The sequence below is a fragment of the Pelosinus propionicus DSM 13327 genome (assembly GCF_900114615.1).
Lineage (GTDB): Bacteria > Bacillota > Negativicutes > DSM-13327 > DSM-13327 > Pelosinus > Pelosinus propionicus.
The window spans coordinates 45,488-71,551 of sequence record NZ_FOTS01000003.1 but is presented as its reverse complement, the minus strand read 5'-3'; the positions used below and the strand labels follow the sequence as shown (position 1 = coordinate 71,551).

Here is a 26,064-nt window from a genome sequence, read left to right as displayed (position 1 = left end):
ACCTCAAATTAAGTTATGCTCAATCATATGCTCAGCAATTTGTAAAGCATTCAAAGCAGCACCTTTACGTATCTGATCGCCCACAACCCATAAATTAAGCGCATTTTGAACGGAATTATCTTTTCTAATACGTCCAACAAAAACTTCATTTTGATTTGAAGTGAATAATGGCATTGGATACAACATTTCTGCAGGATTATCTTGCAAAATAACTCCAGGGAATGCTGCCAACAGTTCTTTTGCCTTGTCAACAGAGACTTCCTCTACAAATTCTATATTTATAGATTCTGAATGGCTACGATAAATAGGCACTCTAACAGTAGTTGCTGTAATTCCTATTGTATAATCATTGAAGATTTTATGTGTTTCATGTACCATTTTCATTTCTTCTTTTGTGTAATTGTCTTCTACAAACACATCAATATGTGGAATCACATTAAAGGCGATCTGGTAATGCTTTGGCAAGCTAGCACTTGGTAAAATATTAGCCTCTACAGGGCGATTTTCAACAATGGCTTGAACTTGGCTATCTAATTCATCAATCGCTTCCTTACCGGCACCTGAAACTGCTTGATATGTGGATACCACTATTCGCTTAATTTTTGCCTGATTATATAGTGGCTTTAAAGCCATGGCCATTATAATGGTAGAACAATTAGGATTAGCAATGATTCCTTTATGCTGTTGTATAGCTTCTGGATTTACTTCTGGCACGACTAATGGAACTGAAGGGTCCATTCTAAAAGCACTGGAATTATCAATGACTACTGCACCATATTTTACAGCTGCAGGTGCAAATTTTGTACTGGCAGACCCACCAGCGAATAGAGCGATGTCTATATTTTTAAAAGAGTCGTCAGTAGCTTCTTCTACAGTAAAGTCTTTTCCCATAAAACTAATAATTTTACCAGCTGACCGTTTAGATGCAAGTAATTTTAAATTGTCATATGGAAAGTTACGTTCTTCAATTAAGTTCAAAAATTCCTGACCAACTGCTCCAGTAGCTCCGAGTATTGCTATATTATATTTTCTCATATATATCGCTCCCTTTTGTTTTCTCATAAGATTCTATATGCTTTATTATATTCATATTTTTTACTATAATTCTTGCTTAGAATGCTTAATTTAGTGCAAAAGATGCTATTAAGCTAGTAATGATAATATTATTCTTTAGCAGATCTCATTTTAATAACCTGCATTTAAGAGCATCAAAAGATTAATTTAGAATTTCTTCAAGCCCTAAAACAAGACCATTTGCATTAAGTACGTGTTTGCAAGCTAGTAAAACTCCGGGCATAAACGATTCTCGTGATATAGAATCATGACGAATTGTTAAGGTTTGACCAAGTCCACCAAAGATAACTTCTTGGTGTGCTACATAGCCAGGAAGACGAACACTATGCATTCTAATCCCTGAGAAGTCGCCACCGCGGGCACCAGCGAGCTTTTCAATCTCATCTGGATGTCCTTGGTGTAGAAAACCGCGCTTTTTAGCTATTAGTTCTGCAGTCTGCAAGGCAGTCCCAGATGGTGCGTCAAGTTTTTGATCATGATGTAATTCAATAATTTCCACATGCGGAAAAAATTTGGCGGCATCTTGAGACAATTTCATCATCAAAATAGCACCAATTGAAAAATTTGGAGAAATTAATGCATTTACTTTAGTATCTATGCATAATAGTCTAATCTCTTTTAGGTTTTCTTCAGATAAGCCAGTAGTTCCCACGACAGGACAGACTCCATTATTAATGGCAATATGAATATTATTCAGCACTACTTCCGGTCGCGTGAAATCAACCATTACTTGCGGTTTTGTTTCATTAATAACAGTTTGTAAATCATTACCTATGACAACTCCCGTTTTTCCTACACCGATTAAATCACCAATATCAGCAAAATCTGATTTAGTATCCACAGCACCTACGATACTTAATTGAGTATCGTTATGTATGGCTTTGAGCACTTCACGACCCATTTTACCGTAAGCTCCGCAAACTATAACTCTAATCATCTGTGCACCTCCTAATAGTAGCAATGTATTCATTCAAACTGTTGAATGTTAATAATGAAACAAAAATAATAGCCGATGAGTAAATCTCATCGGCTGTCAATAGTAGGTAAGACAGTATAAGGATGGTGAGAAAACAAAATAAAGTGTTTTCCCACGCCTTAGATAAGATAGCACTCCACTAGAAGGTAATTCTAGTGACAGTCTTACATCTATTAAATGAAAGACCAGCACAAAAGATTTGGCGTCTTTTGCACTTCGGCAAACAACCCTTTTCTTTCAGATCATAAAGACCAATCTCCCTGAAAGTACTCTTGTTGTTTGCACCTCTATTCCATCCTGCGCAGGATGAAGTCTATTGAATTACATACATTGTATACTAGTGTCCATTAAGGTGTCAATATTTGAATAGAGAAAAAATGAAATTTTATTTTATTCAATTATTTTACTTACTATGATTCTGCACATCTTTAGCACCATTTTGCCGTAGGATTTCTGCTGCAGAATTGACCTTAGTTGTGTCTGTCCGGATAATTGCTAGGATGCTTCCACCAGCAACTTCTTGCTCATAACGGTGGCTCGCTTCAGCAGGAATGCCCCAATCAATCAATCCCCCTGCAATGCCACCTGCGATTGCTCCACCTACAGCAGCGGTAATTGGACCTACTGCAATGATCGGGCCAATTCCTGGAAGCATTAAGGCCCCTGCTCCCATAAGCAAGCCACCAATTCCACCTAAAGTACCCCCTGTTAAAGTACCATCAGTAATGTCATCATCATAGGTTTTGTCTTGATCTTGATGGTTTTGTTTTTTAGAGACAATATTAATTTCTTCAGTAGTAAAACCTTGTTTGCGTAATGTATTCACAGCATTTTCAGCTCTAGCTCTTGATTCAAATACACCAATAACAGTTTGATTAGCGTGTTGTGTATTTGCGGTATTGTTATTAGCTGGCGGTGCCATAGCAGTAGTACTCGCATTTTCTGGACTATAACTGCTTAGTGAATTTTCATTTTCTACATTTGATGCTTGATCATTCGTTTGATTTTTCATGAGTAAAACCTCCTAACATTAAATGCATATCATGCAATTTAACGTTAGTGTCTCCATGATAATCATTAATATGTATTTTCATGACGTTCTCGATTAAAATTAGTATAAGCATTGTTTATATCGACAATAATTACTTCATCGCCAATTCGTTTTATAGTTTGCCAAGGAATGGTAGAAGACTTTATATCATTAAAAAAATTAAATAGTCCGTGTCTCTTTGGAAGTACAATTGTGAGTATTTTTCCAGACTTATGGTCAAATGTTAACTCACATTCTTCAATAATTCCTAAACGAGCCCCATCACTTAAATTTATAACTTCCTTTCCAGATAAATTGCTTAAACGCATTTTATCACCCCTTATTGTTTTTGCAAAAAAATCTTATAAAAAAAGGTTGAATAATGGATAATAGAATGGCTATACAAGCTATTGGATCTATCCATATTTGAAAAAGTTGTATCTTATTAGGGACATCTAATTTTAAAAAAGAAATTAACATCACTAATGATAAGTATATACCGCCAGCAATTGCAATTAACTCTTGAATTGCTAATGATAATGGCGAATTTTTTACTTCACCAGCATCATATGATTGACGGAAGTATTTTACCCTTTCCAGTAATGATAAGATTAGTAATAAAGAGAAGACAATCAAAATACTCCAGGAACACATGGTAAACCTCCAGATATCTTCTACTTTAATAGTATGAAGTTAAAGTCAATAATATGTTAAAAAGTTCTATGAAGAGTTATGTATACTCTCTATAGAACTTTTTAACATATTATTTTCCTGTACTACCAAAACCACCTGATCTAGTGATAAAAATATTTTTTTCATCATGATCTGCCAATAAATATTTATAAAAAATTCCTTGGGCTATTCTAGTTCCTTTAGCTATAGGAATGCTCTGAGAGCTATGATTAAAAATGGCAATAAAAATATGTCCTTCATTGTCGCTATTATTGAAATAGTCAGCATCAATAATACCTTGCCCATTTACTAAACTTAATTTGTTTTTAATTGATAAGCCTGAGCGAATATGTATGCCAAGATATTCATCAGATTGCATATATGCTTTGATTCCTGTTGGTACTAGCGTAGCATTAGAAGATGTTAATATTACATCTTCAGCAGCAGCTATATCATATCCTGCACTATATTGGGTTTTTCTAGTAGGTAGTAATATGTCGTTATTTTCATAACTAGAAATTAATTTAAAACCTCTTAATTGCATTATGTATCTCCTCATTTATTGGTCCTAATACTGTAGAAGCAAATTTATCCGGAATCAATAATGTGTGTAGGATGTCATGTAATTTTTCTAAAGTTACTTTATCAATTTTAGAAACTACTTCATCAATAGTAATATAATTTCCAAATGAAAGTTCCATTGTACCAATTCTAAACATACGGTTACTAGAGCTTTCAAGGCTTAACAATAAACTTCCCTTTAACTGTTCTTTGGTTTTTGCAAATTCATAGGCACTAATACCTGTAGCTCTTAAGGTATTGATATTTTTGGTTATCAGTTCCATTACTTGAGAAGCATTGCTAGGTCTTGTACCAGCATAAATAGTAAATAACCCAGCATTGCTATAATTTGTTTGATAAGAATATATTGAATAGGTCAGTCTGTGTTCTTCTCTAATTGATTGAAATAGACGTGAGCTTATACCACCACCTATTATGGTATTTAATATATTCACCGTAAATATCCGGTGATGCTTGAGGTACACTGCTAGTTCCAAGACAAATATGTACTTGCTCAATATTTTTCGATTGTATAATTTGGGCAGGAACTAGATTTGGTGGACCTGAACTTAAAACTGCTTTTTTCCCACACATATTGCCAAAATAGTACTCTACTAATGCTTCTAGTCTTTTATGATTTAAATTTCCGAATCCAGCAATAACAATATTATCAGGAGTATAAAAATTTTGATAGTATTCCACAATCATATTCTTATTAAAATTTTCAACAGTTGGAGCAGTTCCAATAATATTATGCCCTAAAGGATGCTCAGCCCAAACATTATTATAATGTAGATCATGAACCAATTCATCAGGCGTATCTTCATACATGCAAATTTCTAATACTATTTCTTTCTCATGCTTTATATCTTCTTCGGCAAAAATGGAAGACCGCAGCATATTGCTGAGGATAGCAAGAGCTAATTCTAGATGTTTATATAATAGCAAGTATGTTCTTTGGTAGTAAAAGCATTAATTTGCCCTCCTACCCCATCAACTGTCTCTGCGATATCCTTAGCAGAGCGCTTTTCAGTACCTTTAAAGACCATATGTTCAATGAAGTGAGAGATGCCATGATTGTATTTTTGTTCAAAACGTGATCCCGTACCTATCTATATTCCTAGAGTAACGGATTTGATGTAAGGATTAGCTTCTGATACTACTCGAATACCATTTGGCAATAATGATTTACAATACATATAATACTCCTTTAACTTAATATATACTTAACTTTCGGCTATAATCTACGAATTCCTGCATGATTATTAGGTTTTGTGAGAGAAGAGACTAAGATTCAGGTAAAGTTTAAACCTTACCTGAATCTTAATCGTAATTACGGTAAAATGCCGTTACTATCATATTGAATACTAAGATGCATTCCTAAGAAAATAGTTTATTGGTAAGAATCAAAGAATTGTTCATTCTTAGTTGTTATTGAAATAATTTACAATCCCCGTGAAAATTCCTTGTGCCAATTTATTACGATAAGAATCACTGTTTAGTTGAGCTGCTTCTTCTTGATTGGATACGAATCCCATTTCAACTAAAGTACTTGGCATAGAAGTATTGCGTAGAACGTGGAAATTGGCAGCAGATGTTCCTTTATCAATTGCTCCAGTTTGCACGACCACAGCATTTTCCACAGCAGATGCCAATGCAGATGATTTTCCTGTAGGATAGAATGTCATGGCACCTTTAATATTAGGATCAGAATTAGAATTGGAATGGATGCTGACAAATACATCTGCTTGGTTAGAGTTAGCCAGAGAAACTCGAGCCTCCAGCTCTTTACTCAAAGAGCTGCCTTCAGGTGCAACTGTTCGATCCGTTTCACGAGTCATTATTACTTTCGCGCCAGCTTGTACTAATTTATCGCGTAATTTTAAGGCTACGGCTAAATTGTTATCAGCTTCTTTTGTATTATTGGCGACTGCTCCAGGATTACTTCCGCCATGTCCAGGATCGACAACAATAATTTTATTTTTTAAAGTCGTACCACTTGTTGGTGGTAAGGGCTTTACGGTAACAGGATTATTTTTCGATGGACTGGATGTACTACTACTGCCACCAAAGATATTGAATACTGGTCCTAGAATCTTATTAAACACTAAATCGAATATTTGTTGGAAAAATCCACTACCTGTTTGCGCGTTGCTTGTCTCTAAGGTATTAGCTGCTAGAGTATTTACCACAGAATCAAAGGAGGCAGCATGTGTTATTGGAATCGGTACTATTATGCTAATTAAAAGTAAGCATAAAATACAATATGTTAATAATTTATTTTTATGCACTTTAATACCTCCTAAAGTAAGTTATTTTTTCAAAAATACATTTTTCAATACGTTCCAAGCATTAGGATCTTCTTCACCTAATTTCCACATCGCAGCACCGGCAATGTCATACTTGGTAACCAAATTGATTTTATATTTAAGACTTTCGCTATTTTCAAACCAAACTTGATGCTTGATTCCATTTGAATCTGTATAATTAAAATGAGGAGATTTAGAAGAAGTATCCCATATTGCAGGGCTATCAAAGTCTTGCATTAGTTTTGTGATAGCCTTGTGTTCTAGGCTTTCTACACCTTTACTAGACCAATCATAACCGTAAGCTGCTAGTCCAATATACAGTTTATTTTTAGGGATAAATTTCAATGCATATTTTAGATTCTTTTCGACCCAATTGATATCAGCGATTGGTCCAGCATCGCTCCAAGTACCATGATTATCATAGGTCATAAGAATGATCTTATCTGCATACTTGGCTAATTGTGCATAATCATATGCAATTGATACATCGTTTGATTCATCTTGTTTAGGGAATACATCAATCGATATAACATATCCTTGGGGTTTAAGACGCGCTGAAAGCTCTTGCATAAAAGCAGATAGGTTATCTCGGTCTTGGGCGTCAACCATTTCGAAGTCCACATTTATACCGTCCAGCTTATATTTTTTTATATAAGATTCTAAACTATTAATAGCTTTTTCTCGTAATGACGGAGTAGCTAAAATTTTATGAATGGATGATTGATTGTCTTGTTGTTTAGCATTATTTACTAATAACAAGACAGATACATTATTTTTGTGAGCAAAATCAATTACAGATTCATGGTCATTACCACCACGATCTGTAAGTGTACCATCTTCTTCTAACGTAGCCCAAAAGGGAGCAATCGTTTTAATTATATCGGTATTTTTATACAGGGAATTAAAAGAAGAGGTATCAGTTGCCCACCACTCAGCATAAAAGCCGATTAGTTCTTTGGTAGAGCTAGTATTTATTCCCGAAGGGAGTTTAATCTTTTTTTGGATATCTTGTGGAAGAGCCAGTATATCTCCAAAAAAATTTCCCATTATACCAAGCAACATGTCCATTAATCCATTGCCGGATGGTGCTTCATTAGGAGTGGTAGAGTTGGCAGTAATCGCCGATTGCAACATATCAGTAAAAGAAGATGCATATGCTGATGATGTTATAGGAAGTAGAAATGTGAGAGACATCATAAAAATGAGAAGCCATGAGATAGATTGGTTATATTTTTTCATGTATCAACCTCCAAGAAGTACTACAATATAAAATTTTCATAGTTATGTAAACATGATAACACAAATAAAAGTAGGTAGCAATAACAAAAACAGGCAATTGTATGCCTGTTTTATTATTTAATGATATCAGATACTGTTGATATCGTATAACCTTTTCCTTGAATTTGCTGAATTAAGTCTGGTAAAGCTTTGCTTGTAACTTCTGTAGGATGGATAAGAATAATTGCTCCATTGTGTAGTTTTTTCATAACCCTATTAATGATGATTTCCGTTGGAGGACGTTGCCAGTCAATTGTGTCAATACTCCACATAATAGTTGTATAGCCAAGTTCGTTGGCTGCTGATAATACAGTGTCATTATATTCACCATAAGGTGGCGCATATAGTGATGTTTTTATAGTGGTAAGCTCTTTCACGAGCTCTTCAGTTCGCACTATTTGTTCTTTGTTCTTTTCTTTGCTGATAGTATTAGGGTGTGGATGACTGTAAGTGTGATTGCCTAATTCATGACCTTGATTTGCTAGTTCTGTAACTAAAGCAGGGAATCGTTTTCCCCAACTACCACCAATAAAAAATGTTATTTTTATGTTATTTTCATTAAGGGTGCTTAGCATAGTAGGCAGATATTCTTCACCCCAAAAGACGTTGCACGCAAAAGCAACCTTCGGTGTAGTTGAGTTGCCATGAAAGATAGGAGCTGGTTTATTTACAGGCTGTGTATTATTAAAAATAGGTTGTAATAATCCTGATAAAATGATAATGGCAAAAAAAACTCCAGCAGAAAACAACACATACCATTGCTGAATACGAATAACGAAACACCATTTCAAAGGGAATCACCTCAAACTTCATACTATTCTTTGTTTAATCTATTAATCAAGAAGTGATTTTATGAAACAAAAAAACATAAACCAAGTGGTTTATGTTTAAAAAGTTTGATTTATATTATTCTTTTTTTTCAGATTCTACAGGTAAAAGTTCCTTACGTGAAAGGTTAATACGCCCTTGACGATCCACTTCTGTAACTTTAACTAGAATTTCATCTCCAACTTTTACAATATCTTCTACCTTTTCCACGCGTTCACGAGCTAATTGAGAGATGTGGACAAGTCCTTCTTTACCAGGGAGAATCTCGACGAAAGCACCAAAGTTCATTAAACGCGTAACTTTGCCGGTATAAGAGCTGCCTACTTCTACTTCTCTAACCAGTGTTTCAATGATTTTTACAGCTTTTTGACCTGCTTCCATATCTACAGCAGCAATAAATACTTTACCGTCATCTTCAATGTCAATTTTAACGCCAGTTTCTTCGATAATTTTTTTAATTGTTTTACCACCAGGTCCGATTACATCTCTAATCTTATCTGGATGGATTTCCATTGTAATAATGCGAGGAGCAAAAGGTGATAACTCAGCTCTTGGTTCCTGAATTACTTCTACAATTTTACTCATGATATGCATTCTGCCTCGATGAGCTTGAGAAAGTGCTGCAGTTAAAATTTCTTCTGTAATACCAGCAATTTTAATATCCATTTGAATGGCTGTAATGCCAGATGTTGTACCAGCAACCTTAAAATCCATATCGCCTAAAGCATCTTCTAAGCCTTGAATATCAGTTAGTATAGAAAAATCTTCTCCATCTTTAACTAAACCCATAGCAACTCCAGATACTGGACGTTTGATCGGTACACCTGCATCAAGAAGAGACAAGGTACTGCCGCAGACACTAGCCATAGAACTAGAACCATTCGATTCTAAAATTTCCGAAACCAAGCGAATTGTATAAGGAAATTCAATTTCCGAAGGAATAACGGGAACTAATGCACGCTCCGCTAAAGCACCATGACCAATTTCTCTTCGCCCTGGTCCTCTTGATGGTCTTGTTTCACCTACACTAAATGATGGGAAATTATAATGATGCATATAACGTTTCGATTCTTCGACACCTAAGCCATCAAGTATCTGCTCATCTCCCATTGCACCAAGTGTTGTGATAGTTAATGCTTGGGTTTGTCCACGAGTAAATAAAGCAGAACCATGTGTACGTGCTAACAAACCAATGTCACAACTAATAGGTCGTACTTCTTCTAATTGACGACCATCTGGGCGTATTTTGTCAACTGTTATCATTCTACGAACTGCTTCTTTAATAATTTTTTGCATCATATTTTGGATATCTTTACCATTATCAGGATAGATAGCCTCAAAATGTTCTGCAACTTGTTTCTTAGCCTGTTTTATATTTTCTTCTCGGGTTAATTTATCAGAATTTCTAACTGCCGTTGTAAGCTTTTCTGTTGCATAATCACGTATGGCACTATTGATCTCAGCAGGTATTTCATATAGTTTAATTTCACGTTTAGGTTTACCAATCTCAATAATCATTTTTTCTTGAATAGCAATTAGATTACGAATTATGTCATGCCCAAAGCTAATTGCTTGTAAAATAGTATCTTCACTTAATTCATTAGCATTAGCTTCTACCATGAGCACAGCATCTTTTGTACCTGCAACAACTAAATTAAGTTCACTTAATTTTTGCTGCTCAACAGTTGGATTTGTAATGAATTCATTATTAATCAAACCAACTCTAACACCACCAATTGGCCCATTAAACGGAATGTCTGAAATTGATAACGCACATGATGCACCGATCATCGCTGGTATTTCTGGTGAATTATCCTGATCGACTGATAAAACAGTAGCTACGATTTGTACATCATTGCGAAAACCGCTAGCAAATAATGGTCGAATAGGTCTATCAATCAAACGGCTTGCAAGAATAGAGGATTCACTAGGACGTCCTTCGCGCTTAATAAACCCACCCGGAATCTTACCTACCGAATATAATTTTTCTTCATAATCAACTGTCAATGGGAAGAAATCAATACCTTCCCTTGGTTCTGCTGATGCTGTAGCAGTAACTAATACTGCAGTATCTCCATATCTGACGAACACAGATCCACCAGCTTGTTTAGCCATTTTGCCTGATTCTATAATCAGGGGTCTATCTCCAAGTTGCATTTCGATTTTATACATATATAGCATTCCTCCTCTGTAAGCCTTACTCTTTCTACCAAAGATTAACACTTCGACATTTTTTTTAGTATTTCCTTTATTATTAACAGTTAATCTATAAAAAAATACTTTTTGCAATAAAAAGAAAAGACTTGGCTTGTGCCAAGTCCCCGCTTGTTACTTTCTAAGATTTAATTTCTCAAGAATAGAACGATAACGCTCGATATCGTTGTTGCGTACATAATTCAATAATCCTCTACGCTGACCAACCATTTTTAAAAGACCGCGTCTAGAATGATGGTCTTTTTTATGCTCTTTTAAATGATTTGTTAAATAGTTGATACGTTCAGTTAAAATAGCTATTTGCACTTCTGGTGATCCAGTATCAGCTTCATGCGTACGGTATTTTTCAATTAAAGATTGTTTTAATTCTGGTGTTAACAAAATGGGCACCTCCTTTTTATAAATGATCCCCATTAGCCAAGACAATCGTTGGAGAATCGAATATCCTCGCTATGGTTACTTACGTTTAATGAAGACTTTCATCAATCATCAACGAAATATAGTTTATCATAAATGAGTACAATTGTAAATAATAAGTATTATTTTACCTGCTATATTTGATAATATTGTTGAGCGACCACGATGTCTTTTGCTATTTGTGACTTAAGTTCATCGGAATTGGAGAAGGTTTGTTCACTTCGAATATGATTTAAAAATCTCACGGAAACTGTTTCACCATATAAATCTCCAGAAAAATTTAAGATATGAACTTCAAGACGGCGTCCTACATCGTGAAAGGTAGGATTGGTGCCAACATTAGCGATACCATTATATTGCTTATCTTGGATAATAAGTTCAACAGCATATACCCCATTCTGAGGGATAGCAAGACCTGAGGCAATTCCTAGATTAATTGTAGGGTAGCCTAATAAACGACCTCGTTTAGCACCGTGGATGACCCTCCCCTTTAATGTTACTGGTCTCCCTAAAAGAGTTGCTGCTTGGTTCACTTGACCTGCTGCAATCATTTGACGGATTAATGTACTGCTAACCATAACATCCTCTACGTATACTGTAGGATTAATTTCTGCTGTGAATCCATATTGTGCCCCTGCTATTTGTAAAAGTTCAGGAGTGCCACAACGCTTATATCCAAAAAAATAGTTCGGACCGATTAGAATATGTTTTGGATTTAATTGATCTAATAATAAATGAATAAATTGAGATGCTGATAATTTCAGAAACTCTGCAGTAAAAGGTATGTTTAGTAAAATATCTACACCCAGTTTTTCAATTAGTTCAACTTTGTCATCTTGCGTAATGATTTGTAAAGGACACCTTTCAGGAGCAATAATGGATAAGGGGTGATTGCTAAAAGTAAAGACTACGCTTGTTCCACCTAGCTGCTTGGCCAATTCTACAGAGCGAGAAATTACTTTTTGATGACCAATATGTACGCCGTCAAATGTTCCTAAGGCAACTGTAATGCTAGGATACTGATCTTTTAAAGTTGTCAGTTGATTTAATACTTTCATATATTCCACCACACAATAACAATAATATCAGAAAATCTATCTATGGAACTCGACTAGAAAGCTCTTTAGATAGATTTCATTTTGATTATTCTAATTTGATTACTTTTATTGGCGTAATCATTGCAGTATTCGTATCTATTTGTCCTATTCCAATAAATGAATTTCCTTGATCGTATATTCGTAATAGTGTTTGATTAGAAAAAGTTAGAATAGAATGTGCAACACTTTTACCAACTTGAAATGCCCGTGCCGATTCTGAGGTCAGTATCGCTTTGGGAATATATCCAAGGGCGTAGTCTAGTGGAAGAAGAGCAAGGGAGGAATTGCCTTCAATTTCTTGTAATGTAAAAGAATTTTCTAAAGAAAAATCTCCTACACGAGTACGCACTAAAAAAGACATAACAACAGGACAATTTATTTTTTTTCCTATATCAGAACATAAAGAGCGAATGTACGTTCCTTTAGAGCAAGTTACATCAAATAGGATGCGTGTGTCATCTATATGTAGTAAAGTTATATTTTGAATTGTAATAGTACGTGGCTGGCGCTCCACGGTTATACCAGCTCGTGCTAATTCGTACAATTTTTTCCCTTGTATTTTTATAGCTGAGTACATAGGAGGAATTTGTTCAATCGTACCAATAAATGACGATAATACCTTTTCAATTTCTGATTTAACAGGCATAATACAAATCGTGTTACTAAGAATAGTACCAGTATCATCACCAGTATCCGTTTCATAGCCAATAGTGAGCTCAACACGATAGCTTTTATCAGTATCTGTCATATATTCAAGTAATCGAGTAGCTGATCCTAATGCAACGGGCAAAACACCAGACGCTGCAGGATCTAGAGTACCAGCATGACCTACACGCTTTAGATGATAGGTTCTACGAATAAACGAAACAACATCATGTGAGGTCATACCAGGTGGCTTTAGAACGTTTATCAATCCACTCGTCATAACAAAGTCTCAGCTAATTGTAATTGTTTTATGGCAGAACTAAGAACTTTTTTTTGAACATCTTCAATTTTACCTATGATAGCACAACCAGCTGCACGTATATGTCCACCACCGCCAAAAGAAAATGCAAGTTTGCTTACATCTACTGTTTTTGAGCGGAAACTAATTCTAATCGTACCTTCATTCATAATTTTAAACATGATAGCAATTTCAACACCTTCAATAATACGTGGATAATTGATAAAGCCTTCTGTACTATCTAAAGTATCAAGAGTATCTGGTGACACAGTTATTGTTGCAATTTTACCATGATGATGAAGTTCAAGCGTTTCTAATACTTTTGCTAAAGTTAAAATACTTTCGAGTGGCTTAGTTTCCATATATTCTGATATAGAATTTGGATTAGCTCCGAATTCCATCAAATCAGCAGCATAGCGCAAGGTTTGCACTGAAGTATTCGCATAACGGAAAAAACCACAGTCAGTAGCGATAGCAGTGTACAAACAGGTTGCTATTGTAGGAGTCATTTTTGCATTTAATAAGTATAACAATTCTAAAATGATTTCTCCAGTTGCTGCTGATTGACTATTGATGTACCAATAGTCAGCAAACTTAGTATTAGAGATATGATGATCAATATTTAATATAGGGGCATTTACATGCTCTTTCACTTTGCCAATTCGTTCAATATCACTGGCATCAAGTACTACTAGTAAATCAGCGCTAATTATTTTAGTTGTTGGTTTTCCAATGGTTTCATAGCCAGGAAGAAAATTATATAGTGCAGGCACTTCATCATCAAGTACCATTTTTACACTCTTTCCTCGTGAGCTAAGATATTCATTTAGCGCCAACATCGATCCCAAACAGTCACCATCAGGGTGAACGTGAGCAGTAATAATAATAGTGCTGCTATTTTGTAAAAGTTCAGCAATCTGTTTAAGTGAAAAATCCATAATTTATTGATTGCCCTCTTCCTGCTTGATTTTAATTAATAATTCTTGAATATGCGCACTATAATCTAAAGACTCATCAAGATGCAAAGATAATTCAGGTGTGATTCTCATTCGAATGCGCTTACCAATCTCGCTGCGCATGTATCCTAAAGAACTTTGTAATCCTTTCCAAGTATCAGCTTTTTGCTCGTCACTACCCATTAAGCTTACATAAATCTTTGCACTACGCAAATCACCCGTAGCCTCAACTTGGGTAATTGTTGCAAAACCAACACGTGGATCTTTTAATTCAGTTAGAATAATTTTGCTAATTTCTTGCTTTATAAACTCCTGAACTTTTTCAACTCGGAGCTGGCTCATATAAATCCTCCGCCTTTAACCTTTAGGTTTTATTTCTTCCATTGTGAAAGCTTCAATAATATCGCCTTCTTTAAGATCACGGAATTTATCAATTGTAATACCACATTCGTAACCTGCAGCTACTTCTTTTACATCATCCTTGAAGCGACGTAAGGATTCTAATTCACCTTCATGGATCACAATACCATTGCGAATTACACGAACTTGAGACGAATTGAGTATTTTACCTTCTAATACATAAGCACCAGCGATAACAATCTTTGAAATTGTAAACAACTGACGTATTTCTACACGACCTTGAAGTGCTTCTTTGTATTCTGGCGCCAACATGCCTGTCATAGCAGCTTCCACATCATGCAACGCTTCATAAATGACACGATATAGCCTAATGTCGATCTTTTCAGATTCGCCAGCTTTACGAGCATTTCCATCTGGACGGACATTAAATCCTATAATTAATGCATTAGCAGCAGAAGCTAACATTACGTCGGATTCATTAATTGCACCTACTCCAGCATGCACAATGCTCACTCTAACTTCTTTATTTTTAGCATTTAATGCTAGCAATGATTGACGTAACGCTTCAACAGATCCCTGAACGTCAGCTTTTATAACAATATTGAGATCTTGGATGTTTCCATCTTGAATTTGTTTAAATAAATCATCTAGTGAAACTTTTTGTGATTGCATTAATTCATCTGTACGTCTTTTTGCAATACGTTTTTCTGCTACTGCTCGCGCTATTTTTTCATCAACTGAAACCAGAACATCGCCAGCTTGTGGTACATCAGCCAAGCCAAGGACTTCTACAGGGGTAGAAGGTTCAGCTTTTTTCACTTTCTCACCACGGTCATTTACCATGGCTCGAACTTTACCATAAGCAATTCCAGCAATAATGGTGTCACCAATATGCAAAGTTCCTTTTTGCACTAATACAGTGGCTACTGGACCGCGTCCTTTATCAAGCTTCGCTTCAATAATTGTACCATAGGCTTGGCGATTTGGATTTGCTTTAATTTCTTGCATCTCTGCTACTAGTAATATCATCTCCAAGAGCTCATTTATACCAGTTTTTTTCTGTGCGGAAACTGGTACCATAATGGCGTCACCACCCCAGTCTTCAGCAACAAGGCCATAATCAGATAGTTGTTGTTTGATTCGATCAGGGTTGGCACCTGGACGATCTATTTTATTAATTGCTACGATGATAGGAACATTAGCAGATTTAGCATGATTAATAGCTTCAATAGTTTGTGGCATAACACCATCATCTGCTGCTACTACTAGAATTGCAATATCTGTTACTTGTGCCCCTCGAGCTCGCATCGCTGTAAAAGCCTCATGGCCAGGAGTATCAAGAAAAACAATTTTTTTACCTTGGCAAGTTACTTTATATGCACCAATATGCTGTGTAATTCCACCAGCTTCTTGAGAAGTTACATGTGTTTGCCTAATCGAATCCAATAAAGACGTCTTACCATGATCGACATGCCCCATGACGGTAACAACTGGTGGTCTAAGAACAAGGCTGGAAGGATCATCTTCAATTTCAGCAATTTCAGTAGGGTCTTCTTCAGGTGGCAACTCGAGTACTTCCACTCCAAATTCTGTTGCTAACAATGATGCTGTCTCAAAATCAAGATCTTGATTGATAGTAGCCATAACACCGAGCATCATAAGTTTTTTGATTACTTCACCAACATCACGACACAATTTACTCGATAGCTCTTTAACCGTGATAGATTCACCTAATTTAACACTTTTAGGTTTTGGTGGCTCAACTTTAACAGCTGGCGCGGTACCACGGGATTGGAAATTGCGATTTGTTTGAGGGCGTTTATTAAAATTACCTCCTCCTTGATTTCGTTGGGTGTTATTATTGTTTGTAGAGCGGTTGTTATTTGATTGAAATTTATTAGGAGCAGCAGGTCTAGATTGTACAGGAGGTTGTTGGGTTCCTACATTCCTGGGTTGAAAATTTTGTTGTGGACGTTGTTGATTATGAGTATTTTGTTGTGGACGTTGTCCTTGGAAAGGTGCTTGCGGTAAACGTTGCTGATTATGAGTATTTTGTTGTGGGCGATGTCCTTGGCTGGGTGCTTGCGGTGGACGTTGTTGGTTCTGCTGCGGTTTGTTTTGGTTAGAATGATTTTGCCAAGGGCGTTGTGGCTGTGAATTAGTAGCAGGACGCTGTTCCCCACTGTTACTTAGAGCTTGTTGCCTGCTATCATTTCCAGTAGAACTTGTTGCGGGTTCTTGAGTTCTCGATTTATTTTCATTAGTTGAAGTCCCTGTTGCAGGTGCGGTAGTTATCTTATGTGCAAAAGTTCGGGTAATAACATTTTTGGCATCATCATCCACACTACTCATATGATTTTTGGCTTCCATATTGTTACGGTTTAAAATATCAATAATAACTTTACTTGTGGTATTAAAATCTTTGGCTAATTCATATATTCTATATTTGGACATTCATCTACCCCCATTTTCTTTTTCAATAGTGCATTGTATTACTTAACTATTGAGTAATTTCTTAACTGCATTTGTAAATCCATCATCTGTTATTGCTAATGCAGCACGATATACTTTTCCGATACATTGTCCTAATTGTTCTTTTGAAAATATTTCATAAAGATCAACTTTATAATAGACAGCCATATCATTATAACTTTTCTTTGTAGCATTCGAGCAGTCTATGGCAATAATAATAAGTTTAGCTTTACCCGATTTTATAGCCTTTTCAACAGATAATTCTCCAGAAGAAATTTTCCCTGCTTTTTGTGCTAAACCGAGCAATGAAATTATTTTTTCTTCTTTGATCATGTTACAATTCCAGAGCGTAATTGTTCATATATCTCGGGATTGACTACTCTTTTTAATGATCGTTCTAATCTTTTTTCTTTAAATGCTTTTATCAAGCATTGTTCATTACAGCAAAGATATGCGCCTCTTCCCGATTTTTTACCAGTCGAATCCAAGATAATATCATCATCAGGAGTGCGGACAATTCGCAATAACTCTTTTTTATTTTTCATTTCTTGACAACCAACACACATACGTTGAGGAGTTTTTTTCTGTATAACCATAAAATCCTCCTAAGAACCAACTTGAGATTCGCTTTTGATATCAATTTTCCAACCAGTCAATTTTGCAGCTAGACGAGCATTTTGACCTTCTTTACCAATTGCTAGCGATAATTGATAATCTGGCACTACTACTCTCGATATTTTCTCAACTTCATTAATTTCTACACTGACTACCTTAGCTGGACTTAATGCATTAGCAATGTATTTAGCTGGATCAGTGTTCCATTTAACAATATCAACCTTTTCACCTTTCAATTCATTAACGATTGATTGTACACGCATGCCCTTGTGACCAACACAGGCGCCTACTGGATCAACATTTTCATCACGTGAATATACTGCAAATTTCGAACGTAAACCTGGTTCACGAGCAACAGACTTTATTTCAACAATTCCATCGTGAATTTCTGGAACCTCTAATTCAAATAATCGTTTTAATAATCCTGGATGTGTCCGGGATACTAATATTTGAGGTCCTTTCGTTGTTTTCTTTACTTCAATTATGTACGTTTTTAATCGATCACCATGCTTGTAGACTTCCCCGGCGATTTGTTCAGAGGGCGCTAAAATAGCTTCTGCTTTGCCAAGATCAATAAAAACATTTTTTTGTTCAATTCGTTGAACAATACCAGTTAGAATATCACTTTCTCTATTTGAAAATTCATCATAAATAATACCACGTTCCGCTTCCCGAATACGTTGAACTACTACCTGCTTGGCTGTTTGAGCTGCAATACGACCAAAATTTTTCGGTGTAACTTCGACCTCGACAATATCTTCTAAATCATAGCGTACATCTAATAATCTTGCCTCAGTGAGATCAATTTCCAGACGTGAATCAGTTACTACCTCAACAACTGCTTTGCGGGCGTAAACATGAATTTCACCTGTTGTGCGCTCTAACGATACCCTTACATTTTGAGCTGAGCTAAAGTTTCTTTTGTAAGCTGAGATAAGTGCTGCTTCTATTGCCTCAAACAAGACTTCAGGGGCAATCCCCTTCTCCTTGCCTAATTGTTCAAAAGCCTGCATAAATTCTGCGTTCACCTAAATTCCTCCTATTCAATTTTGCGTATTAGAAATCGACAAATAACCTAACTTGTGAAGTTTGATTGCGTGGAATGATCATTTCAACACCATCAACATCAATACTGATATTACCATTACTTAAGTTGTTTAATGTACCAACGGTACGTTTCTGACCATTAATTGGTGCAAATGTAGTAATTTCAATTTTATCGCCAATATGACGGACGAAGTCCCTGTCTTTTCTTAATGCACGGTCAAGTCCTGGTGAAGAAACTTCTAAATAGTAACTTTCTTTAATAGGGTCAAGCTCTTCTAATTTTGCTTCAAGCTGCTCGCTTACCCAATGGCAGTCTTCAATTTCAATACCGCCTTCTTTATCTAAAAAGATGCGAAGATACCATTCGCGTTCTTTGATATATTCTACATCGACTAATTCAATTTGGCTGTTAGCGACAATATTTTGAACAATTTTTTCTATCAAATTCTCAATATGCTCTTTTGACATACAAAACCTCCTACCTAAGTATATTTTTCTATTATCTTAGTCTTGCCTAAAAATATGTAAGCTTATACCCTATATTTGGTAGGCTAAAATAACCACTAAGCTGAAAGAGTGGGTATTATACCCACTCTTTCAGCGCGAAAAAAACATTTATACTATCATTTAGTATATCATTATATAGTGGCATTTACAATAACATTTTGCTTTAAACAAGGAATTTGGAATCGGTTCTAATAAATTTATTGTTTTCATTATCCAAAAAGCATCATTTGATCCGATTCAGGTAAATCATTGAGGCATCCGTGGGTTTTTAATATATCTACCACTGTTTTTGATAGACGTGCTCGATTTCTCATGTCCTCCATAGAAGAAAAAGGAGTTCCTTCACGTGTAAGAACAATATTTTGCGCTGCATTTTCCCCCACACCTTGTAGTGAGGATAAGGGGGGTAAAAGTCCAGTATCTTCAATTAAGAACTTAGTTGCATCTGATTTATATAGATCAACTCTTTGAAAAGTGAAACCACGCAAATACATTTCCAAGGCCATTTCAATAATAGTAACGAGTCCCTTTTCTTTAACAGTTATGTTATTTCCTTTTGATTCAAATTCATTTAACTTGTTGCGTAATACAACCTCTCCCTGTAACACAAGTTCTGCGTCAAAATCAGTACCTCTTACCGTAAAATAAGAAGCATAAAAGGCTAAAGGGTGATGAACTTTGCAATACGCTATACGAAAAGCCATCATAACATAAGCAACTGCATGGGCCTTTGGAAACATATATTTAATTTTCTGGCAAGATTCAATATACCACTCTGGTACATTTTTCTCATGCAATTTTGTGACATCCTCTGGTTTGATGCCTTTTCCTTTACGTACCCCTTCCATAGTCTTGAAGGCTAAAGAAGGATCAACACCTTTGTGAATCAGGTACATCATAATATCATCACGGGCTGAAATTGCTTCAGATAATTTAGCTGTACCTGCTTTAATCAAGTCTTGAGCATTATTTAACCATACATCTGTTCCATGAGAGAATCCACTGATCCTTACTAATTCACTAAATGTTTTGGGTTTAGTGTCTTCCAACATCTGTCGCACAAACTTTGTTCCAAATTCGGGAATGCCAAATGTTCCAACAGTGCTTCCTAATTGTGCAGGTGTTAAATTTAATGCAGTAGTTGAGGAAAACAAGCTCATCGTTTCTGTATCGTCTAATGAGATGGTTTGCGCATCAATTCCAGTTAGATCCTCTAACATTCGTATGACCGTTGGATCATCATGACCGAGAATATCAAGCTTAACTAAGCGGCTACTAATGGAATGATAATCAAAATGAGTGGTAATTGTTCCAGAAGTCTTATCATCAGCGGGGTGTTGTATAGGAGTAAAATGATGAACATCCATATCCCTTGGTACAACCATAATCCCTCCTGGATGTTGTCCAGTAGTTCGCTTTACTCCAGTGCAGCCACTAATCAAAGCATTAATGTAAGCATTGCGTGGGGTTATTCCTTTATCAGTAAAATAATTTTTCACATAACCATATGCTGTTTTATCTGCAACAGTAGCAATCGTTCCTGCACGAAATACATTGTCTTTGCCAAATAATTCTTCCGTATATTTATGAGCTGTAGGTTGATAATGTCCAGAAAAGTTTAAATCAATATCAGGAACCTTGTCACCATGAAAACCCATGAAAACAGCAAATGGAATATCATGGCCATTTTTTACTGTAGGAGTGTTGCATTGTGGACAAATTTTATCAGGCAAGTCAAATCCGCCTCCATAGCTCCCATCCGTAACAAATTCACTATATTTACAGTTCGGACAGCTCCAGTGCGGAGGCAGAGGATTCACTTCCGTTATATCTGTCATAGTCGCAACAAAAGAAGAACCAACAGAACCTCTTGAGCCTACCAGATAGCCATCATCTAATGATTTCTTCACTAATTTATGAGCAATAAGATACAAAACAGCAAAACCATTATTAATAATGGAATCCAATTCATATTTTAATCGCTCTGCTACCACTGGTGGCAATGGATTACCATATAATTGTTCTGCCTTATGATAAGACATCGATCGGATCTGATCTTCAGCGCCAGGAATTTGTGGTGAGTAAAGCTCATCAGGAATCGGTTTAATTATTTCAATGAGCTCGTTAATGCGTCGTGGATTTTCTACAACAACTTCATAAGCCTTGTCATTGCCAAGATATACAAATTCATTCATCATTTCTTCTGTAGTACGAAAATATAAGGGGGGTTGTTGATCAGCATCACTAAAGCCTTTACCAGCCATCATGATTCGGCGATATACTTCGTCTTCGGGGTTTAAGAAATGTACATCGCAGGTTGCTACCACAAGCTTATTAAGCTTAGCACCAATTTCGCAGACTTTGCAGTTAATTTGTCTTAATTCCTCTTCATTTGCAACCATCCCTTCTCGGATTAAGAAAGAATTATTGCCGATAGGCTGAATTTCCAAATAATCATAAAAATCAGCAATTCTAAGTAATTCCTCGTCACTTTCTCCACGCAGTATAGCTTGAATCAACTCACCTGCTTCACAGGCTGATCCTAATAATAAACCTTCTCGGTACTCCATCAGTATCTTACGAGGAACACGAGGTGTTCTATATAAATATTTTATGTGGGATAATGAAACTAAACGATATAAATTTCGCAAACCAGTACTATTTTGGGCCAATATAATAATGTGACGAGCTTTCTTTAGATCTTCGTCAACTAGGTATCCTTCCATACCGTAAATTACTTTAATGCCTGCTTTGAGGGCAGCTTCATGAGCTTCTGGGAACGCTTGGACTACACCATGATCAGTAATTGCAACTGCAGAGTGCCCCCAGTTAGCAGCAGTCTTGATAAGATCTTTGGCTGATACCACAGCATCCATATTACTCATGCGCGTATGAGCATGTAATTCAATTCGTGTTGTTGGAGCATTATCCATGCGTGTGACAATATTAACCTTGCACATACTGTCAGCATAGAGAACTAGTTCGTTGCTGTATTTATCAAATTGAACAGTACCTTTTGCTTTTACAGTCATCCCTTTTTTCAAAACTGCAGAGACTTTAGAAAACTGTTCTTTATCTTTATCTTCAAAGAATACTTTGCCACTAAGACCATCTGTTAAATCACCCATATCAAAAGTTAAGAGTTGTCTTCCTGAACGCAATTCTCGTAATTCAAAATTTACAAGTTGACCCTCTACTACAATATTACGAGCTTCATCTTGAATACCACTCATAGGCACTGGGTCAGCTTTAATATTTCTGCCAAAAATTATGGGATTATCGGTCTTTGTCTCACTCGGTGATTTATGTTCAGTTAATGCTTCTAAATATTCAGGAGTTAATAAGTCTTCATGACGAGTAATTTCAGTAGTAGCTGTAGTGATACATTTGACGGTGCAGTTTCGATTAAACTCAGCCGATATAAAGGACTGCATATTTTGTATAGTTCCATGGGTAGAAAAGATTTCAGCAGCTAAATCACCGACGGTTTCAATCGTTAAAGTTTGACCATCAAAATTCCACTTAGCATTTGTAAGTAAATGTTTAACAGAATGTATATTATTCGAAACTTGGTTAACAAAATCTAACCAATTATGCGCTAAATAATCTTCTAATACTCTAATACGTTGAATAAAATTTACTTTTTTTAAGCCGCAATCAGTGCAGAATTTTTCTTCCGCTACTAATAATATGTTTTTGGATAATTCTTTTGGTACCGTTATAAATATATCCCAAGTACTTAGTGTAGTATGAACTTCAACCTTGGTAATTTTACAACATTGAATTAGTTCTTTATCTTCAGCTTTCATTGGCAATTGTGAAAGGAAAGACAAGAATTTTTCGGGATTCTCAGGTATAATACAATAACTATACATAGTCACAAACCTCTTTCGCGCTCTAACACTCTTTAGAAATATAAGCTTTAATAAGGAATAAGAGAATTTTGATACTTTATTATTCTTTTATTTTAGCATAGTTTTTATAAAATAGAGAGTGTAATTGAAGATTCTTAGCATATATCAGCAAAAAGTATACATCAAAAGAAAATTTAGCTCTTTTGGTGTATACTTTTTCTACTAGCAAAGGGTATTGATTTAAGAAATATTTAAATGATGTGTGCTATTTACTAATGAAACTAATACTTGATTGTCATAATATTCAAGTATATTAATCGCGGTATTATCTTGCTTTATATTCCAGAGATAATTCAAATGAATATTAAGCACTGCACATAAAATTGTACGTATGGTTCCGCCATGAGAAACAACAACAATTGTTTGATCAGGGTGTTTTTCTACCAATTTTGTTAAGGCAGCGGTAGATCGTTCTTTTACTGCTCTAAAGGTTTCACCCTCTGGGATTTCTATTTCATCAGGATGAGTGAGAAGCTTAGTCATCAGATCTGACCACTGATCATTGATAGCAGCGTAGGTTAGTCCTTCCCATTTGCCAAAATTAATTTCCCTAAGTTCAGGTATAGTTTCCACCTGCAGTTGATGTTTTTTGGCAATACATTTGGCGGTCGTAAAAGCACGGCATAAATCACTAGCATATACCGCAGAAATTGATTCTTCTGCTAGACTATTTGCTGCATAATTAGCTTGTTGTATGCCTTCTTCAGTTAAAGCTACATCACAATGTCCTTGGTATTTCATTTCCAAGTTCCATTGTGTTTGTCCATGACGAACTAATATCACTTTTGTCATTAAATGCCTCCTAATAGCTTTTTAAATGCATCGATTAAAATATGATTTTGTTCCTTATGTTTTACAGCTAGCCGGATGTATTCTGAAGATAATCCTGGGTAATTACTGCAATCACGAATTAAAATATTATGGTTTTCCATAGTGTTCCGTAATTGCTTTGCTGTCATAGCAGTCTCTTTAATATTTATTAAAATAAAATTAACAGATGGTGAGTATGGTTTTAATTTTTTAATTGCTAATAAGTTATTGTATAATTCTATTTTTGCCTCTGCAACATAGTCTCGGCTTAGTATTTGATAATCATTGTCAGATAATGCCACAACACCAGCATTTTGTGCTAAAGTATTGACGTTCCAAGGATCTTTTCCTGCATGTAACATCATCGTAACTTTAGGGCTGGCTAGACCAAAACCAAGTCGTAGCCCTGGTATGGCATAAAACTTGGTAAGTGAATGCAAAATGATAAGGTTTTCATATTGCGCTATTAAATGACGACAAGTGTACGTAGCTGCATTGGGTAAAAAATCGATAAATGACTCATCAATGACTACATAGGTATCCTGGATTTTAGCGACTTCCAATAGCTTTTCTAGCTTTTTATTTTCCAATAAGGTACCAGTAGGATTATTAGGATTGCAGATGAATATTACATCGATGTCAGTTAAGCTTTTCATTAGTTTTTCTATATCAATCTCAAAATTATCTCGCTCATCAAGATAAAAATATTCTATATTTGCTCCACTGGCTCTTGCTGCACTTTCGTATTCACTAAATGTCGGTGCAGTTACCAATACTCGATTAGGAGCTAGCATATGACATAAAATATACATCAGCTCTACTGCTCCATTACCTATTGTTATTGATGCAGAGTCTACTTGATAATGTTGGCTGAGTGCATGCTTTAAAGCATAACCTTCTGCATCAGGATAATGGATAATAGATTCTAGAGACTCATGTAATGTTTGTCGAATTTTATCTGAAATACCTAAGGGATTAATATTAGCACTAAAATCTAATATTTCAGATAAACCGCCACCTGTCTCTCGCATTTTAGCATACAAATTACCGCCATGTTCAAAAACATTGAGTCCACTCATTACTATCACCTTCTTGTTTCTTTAATCCACCAGAAATAAATTTTACAATACGCAAGAATTTAACATCATTACAGTGCCTATTGATCTCTTCGATACAAGGTGAACAACGATGCAGTTGATTTGGCGGAAATAAAATTCCAACCACAGTACCGCTGTGAGCAACATTTACTCCTACTGCTCCCCAGGATAAACTAATGCTGATCATTTCTTCTAAATAGGGTTTAAATAATATTTTTTGATTCGCTAATGCACTAAGGGTAGCGCCTTTACCGAGAAGAGAGAGATCATTTGTAGTAAGTCCTTTAAGAATTAAATTCATAGCCTCTTGTACTTGTAACTCTTTAGCTTGGTTTAATTTTTCTAAGTCATTGCGTTGATTAAAGTAAAGAGTATCTATTTCTCCTCCAACATCAAAAATAGCAATATACATTGGAATTGCATTTCCTAAACATTGACGAATATGTCCTTGTATATGGTCAAATAATACAATCCCCGGATAAAATATACCATCGGTAGGTTCTATGGATAAAGCAATATCTGCTATTTCATCAGGCGATAAAATTCTTCCGGTACTTAAAGCAATACTTTGGCAAGTGGCACTAATATCTGCACTGCTGGAAGCCATCCCTTTACCTATTGGTAATTCTGACCTTAGATTAACATAAAAGTTATCAGTAATTTGTAAATAATGGAGTGTTTTCTCGATGGCGGATATAACCTTATTGCCAACATTCAATGATGACGTATCCTCACATGGTTTTACTGTAACTTCAGAATATAGATCAATAGGACAAGTAATCAAAAAGTTTTTTCCAGCAATTGTACCTTGTGCTAATTCACCACAAGACCCAGGAGCTTTGACTGTTATCCTCATACAATTGTTCTCCAATGAAGTTATTATTTTA

Annotated in this window: 26 protein-coding genes, 1 pseudogene and 1 riboswitch; all 27 genes and pseudogenes read right to left on the bottom strand. The window is 35.6% G+C overall.

Going from position 1 to position 26,064, the window contains the following annotated elements; translation table 11 throughout:
* Positions 1–3: 3 nt before the first annotated feature.
* The 27 genes and pseudogenes from BMZ99_RS02200 to BMZ99_RS02080 all read right to left on the bottom strand — a co-directional run bounded on the left by BMZ99_RS02200 (position 4) and on the right by BMZ99_RS02080 (position 26,033).
* Complete coding sequence (locus BMZ99_RS02200; protein WP_090932506.1) at positions 4–1,035, bottom strand: aspartate-semialdehyde dehydrogenase; 1,032 nt, start codon at positions 1,033–1,035, stop codon at positions 4–6.
* Between the two features lie 181 nt (positions 1,036–1,216).
* A complete protein-coding gene (gene dapB / locus BMZ99_RS02195) occupies positions 1,217–2,011 on the bottom strand; it encodes a 4-hydroxy-tetrahydrodipicolinate reductase (RefSeq protein WP_090932504.1) in 795 nt (264 codons plus the stop codon).
* A gap of 160 nt (positions 2,012–2,171) precedes the next feature.
* A riboswitch (Lysine riboswitch) is annotated at positions 2,172–2,348 on the bottom strand.
* 105 nt (positions 2,349–2,453) lie between these two features.
* Positions 2,454–3,062, bottom strand: coding sequence for a general stress protein (locus tag BMZ99_RS02190; protein WP_090932502.1), 609 nt, complete (start codon positions 3,060–3,062; stop codon positions 2,454–2,456).
* A 65-nt stretch (positions 3,063–3,127) separates the two neighbouring features.
* On the bottom strand, positions 3,128–3,409 hold the full coding sequence (locus BMZ99_RS02185) for a YlmC/YmxH family sporulation protein (protein ID WP_090932500.1): 282 nt from the start codon (positions 3,407–3,409) through the stop codon (positions 3,128–3,130).
* Between the two features lie 4 nt (positions 3,410–3,413).
* Complete coding sequence (locus tag BMZ99_RS02180; RefSeq protein WP_090932498.1) at positions 3,414–3,734, bottom strand: hypothetical protein; 321 nt, start codon at positions 3,732–3,734, stop codon at positions 3,414–3,416.
* 109 nt (positions 3,735–3,843) lie between these two features.
* Positions 3,844–4,296: a dCTP deaminase/dUTPase family protein gene (locus tag BMZ99_RS02175; RefSeq protein WP_090932496.1), complete on the bottom strand. Its 453-nt coding sequence runs from the start codon at positions 4,294–4,296 to the stop codon at positions 3,844–3,846.
* Positions 4,277–4,768, bottom strand: coding sequence for a M16 family metallopeptidase (locus tag BMZ99_RS27305; RefSeq protein ID WP_281246731.1), 492 nt, complete (start codon positions 4,766–4,768; stop codon positions 4,277–4,279). The genes BMZ99_RS02175 and BMZ99_RS27305 overlap by 20 nt, the downstream gene beginning before the upstream one ends.
* Complete coding sequence (locus tag BMZ99_RS27300; protein ID WP_281246733.1) at positions 4,707–5,021, bottom strand: insulinase family protein; 315 nt, start codon at positions 5,019–5,021, stop codon at positions 4,707–4,709. The genes BMZ99_RS27305 and BMZ99_RS27300 overlap by 62 nt, the downstream gene beginning before the upstream one ends.
* A gap of 90 nt (positions 5,022–5,111) precedes the next feature.
* Positions 5,112–5,371: pseudogene (locus BMZ99_RS27295) on the bottom strand (M16 family metallopeptidase); the annotation flags it as partial.
* Between the two features lie 366 nt (positions 5,372–5,737).
* Positions 5,738–6,604: an N-acetylmuramoyl-L-alanine amidase family protein gene (locus BMZ99_RS02165; protein ID WP_090932494.1), complete on the bottom strand. Its 867-nt coding sequence runs from the start codon at positions 6,602–6,604 to the stop codon at positions 5,738–5,740.
* A 21-nt stretch (positions 6,605–6,625) separates the two neighbouring features.
* Positions 6,626–7,861, bottom strand: a complete 1,236-nt coding sequence (locus BMZ99_RS02160) for a glycosyl hydrolase family 18 protein (RefSeq protein WP_090932492.1) — start codon at positions 7,859–7,861, stop codon at positions 6,626–6,628.
* Positions 7,862–7,974: 113 nt separating this feature from the next.
* Positions 7,975–8,691: a polysaccharide deacetylase family protein gene (locus BMZ99_RS02155; protein WP_090932490.1), complete on the bottom strand. Its 717-nt coding sequence runs from the start codon at positions 8,689–8,691 to the stop codon at positions 7,975–7,977.
* A gap of 115 nt (positions 8,692–8,806) precedes the next feature.
* Complete coding sequence (locus tag BMZ99_RS02150) at positions 8,807–10,900, bottom strand: polyribonucleotide nucleotidyltransferase (RefSeq protein WP_090932488.1); 2,094 nt, start codon at positions 10,898–10,900, stop codon at positions 8,807–8,809.
* Between the two features lie 156 nt (positions 10,901–11,056).
* Positions 11,057–11,323 (bottom strand): 30S ribosomal protein S15, encoded by a 267-nt coding sequence (gene rpsO / locus BMZ99_RS02145; protein ID WP_007934234.1) that lies wholly within the window; start codon positions 11,321–11,323, stop codon positions 11,057–11,059.
* A 170-nt stretch (positions 11,324–11,493) separates the two neighbouring features.
* Positions 11,494–12,417 carry a bifunctional riboflavin kinase/FAD synthetase gene (locus tag BMZ99_RS02140; protein ID WP_090932486.1) on the bottom strand — a complete coding sequence of 308 codons (924 nt, stop codon included), beginning with the start codon at positions 12,415–12,417 and terminating at the stop codon, positions 11,494–11,496.
* An 85-nt stretch (positions 12,418–12,502) separates the two neighbouring features.
* On the bottom strand, positions 12,503–13,381 hold the full coding sequence (gene truB / locus BMZ99_RS02135; protein WP_090932484.1) for a tRNA pseudouridine(55) synthase TruB: 879 nt from the start codon (positions 13,379–13,381) through the stop codon (positions 12,503–12,505).
* Positions 13,378–14,337: a DHH family phosphoesterase gene (locus BMZ99_RS02130; protein WP_090932482.1), complete on the bottom strand. Its 960-nt coding sequence runs from the start codon at positions 14,335–14,337 to the stop codon at positions 13,378–13,380. Before BMZ99_RS02130 ends, truB begins: the two co-directional genes overlap by 4 nt.
* A gap of 3 nt (positions 14,338–14,340) precedes the next feature.
* Complete coding sequence (gene rbfA, locus BMZ99_RS02125; protein ID WP_007934215.1) at positions 14,341–14,697, bottom strand: 30S ribosome-binding factor RbfA; 357 nt, start codon at positions 14,695–14,697, stop codon at positions 14,341–14,343.
* Between the two features lie 15 nt (positions 14,698–14,712).
* A complete protein-coding gene (gene infB, locus BMZ99_RS02120; RefSeq protein WP_090932480.1) occupies positions 14,713–17,169 on the bottom strand; it encodes a translation initiation factor IF-2 in 2,457 nt (818 codons plus the stop codon).
* Between the two features lie 42 nt (positions 17,170–17,211).
* Positions 17,212–17,520, bottom strand: a complete 309-nt coding sequence (locus BMZ99_RS02115) for a L7Ae/L30e/S12e/Gadd45 family ribosomal protein (protein ID WP_090932478.1) — start codon at positions 17,518–17,520, stop codon at positions 17,212–17,214.
* Positions 17,517–17,783, bottom strand: a complete 267-nt coding sequence (rnpM, locus tag BMZ99_RS02110) for an RNase P modulator RnpM (protein WP_090932476.1) — start codon at positions 17,781–17,783, stop codon at positions 17,517–17,519. Before rnpM ends, BMZ99_RS02115 begins: the two co-directional genes overlap by 4 nt.
* 9 nt (positions 17,784–17,792) lie before the next feature.
* Positions 17,793–18,830, bottom strand: a complete 1,038-nt coding sequence (gene nusA / locus BMZ99_RS02105) for a transcription termination factor NusA (protein ID WP_090932474.1) — start codon at positions 18,828–18,830, stop codon at positions 17,793–17,795.
* Positions 18,831–18,858: 28 nt separating this feature from the next.
* On the bottom strand, positions 18,859–19,317 hold the full coding sequence (locus tag BMZ99_RS02100) for a ribosome maturation factor RimP (protein ID WP_090932472.1): 459 nt from the start codon (positions 19,315–19,317) through the stop codon (positions 18,859–18,861).
* A 248-nt stretch (positions 19,318–19,565) separates the two neighbouring features.
* Positions 19,566–23,231 carry a PolC-type DNA polymerase III gene (locus BMZ99_RS02095; RefSeq protein WP_090932470.1) on the bottom strand — a complete coding sequence of 1,222 codons (3,666 nt, stop codon included), beginning with the start codon at positions 23,229–23,231 and terminating at the stop codon, positions 19,566–19,568.
* 219 nt (positions 23,232–23,450) lie between these two features.
* On the bottom strand, positions 23,451–24,062 hold the full coding sequence (cobC, locus tag BMZ99_RS02090; RefSeq protein WP_090932467.1) for an alpha-ribazole phosphatase: 612 nt from the start codon (positions 24,060–24,062) through the stop codon (positions 23,451–23,453).
* Entirely contained in the window at positions 24,062–25,159 is a 1,098-nt protein-coding gene (gene cobD / locus BMZ99_RS02085; RefSeq protein ID WP_090932465.1) for a threonine-phosphate decarboxylase CobD, read from the bottom strand. The genes cobC and cobD overlap by 1 nt, the downstream gene beginning before the upstream one ends.
* Positions 25,137–26,033, bottom strand: coding sequence for a GHMP family kinase ATP-binding protein (locus BMZ99_RS02080; RefSeq protein WP_090932463.1), 897 nt, complete (start codon positions 26,031–26,033; stop codon positions 25,137–25,139). The genes cobD and BMZ99_RS02080 overlap by 23 nt, the downstream gene beginning before the upstream one ends.
* Positions 26,034–26,064 lie beyond the last annotated feature (31 nt).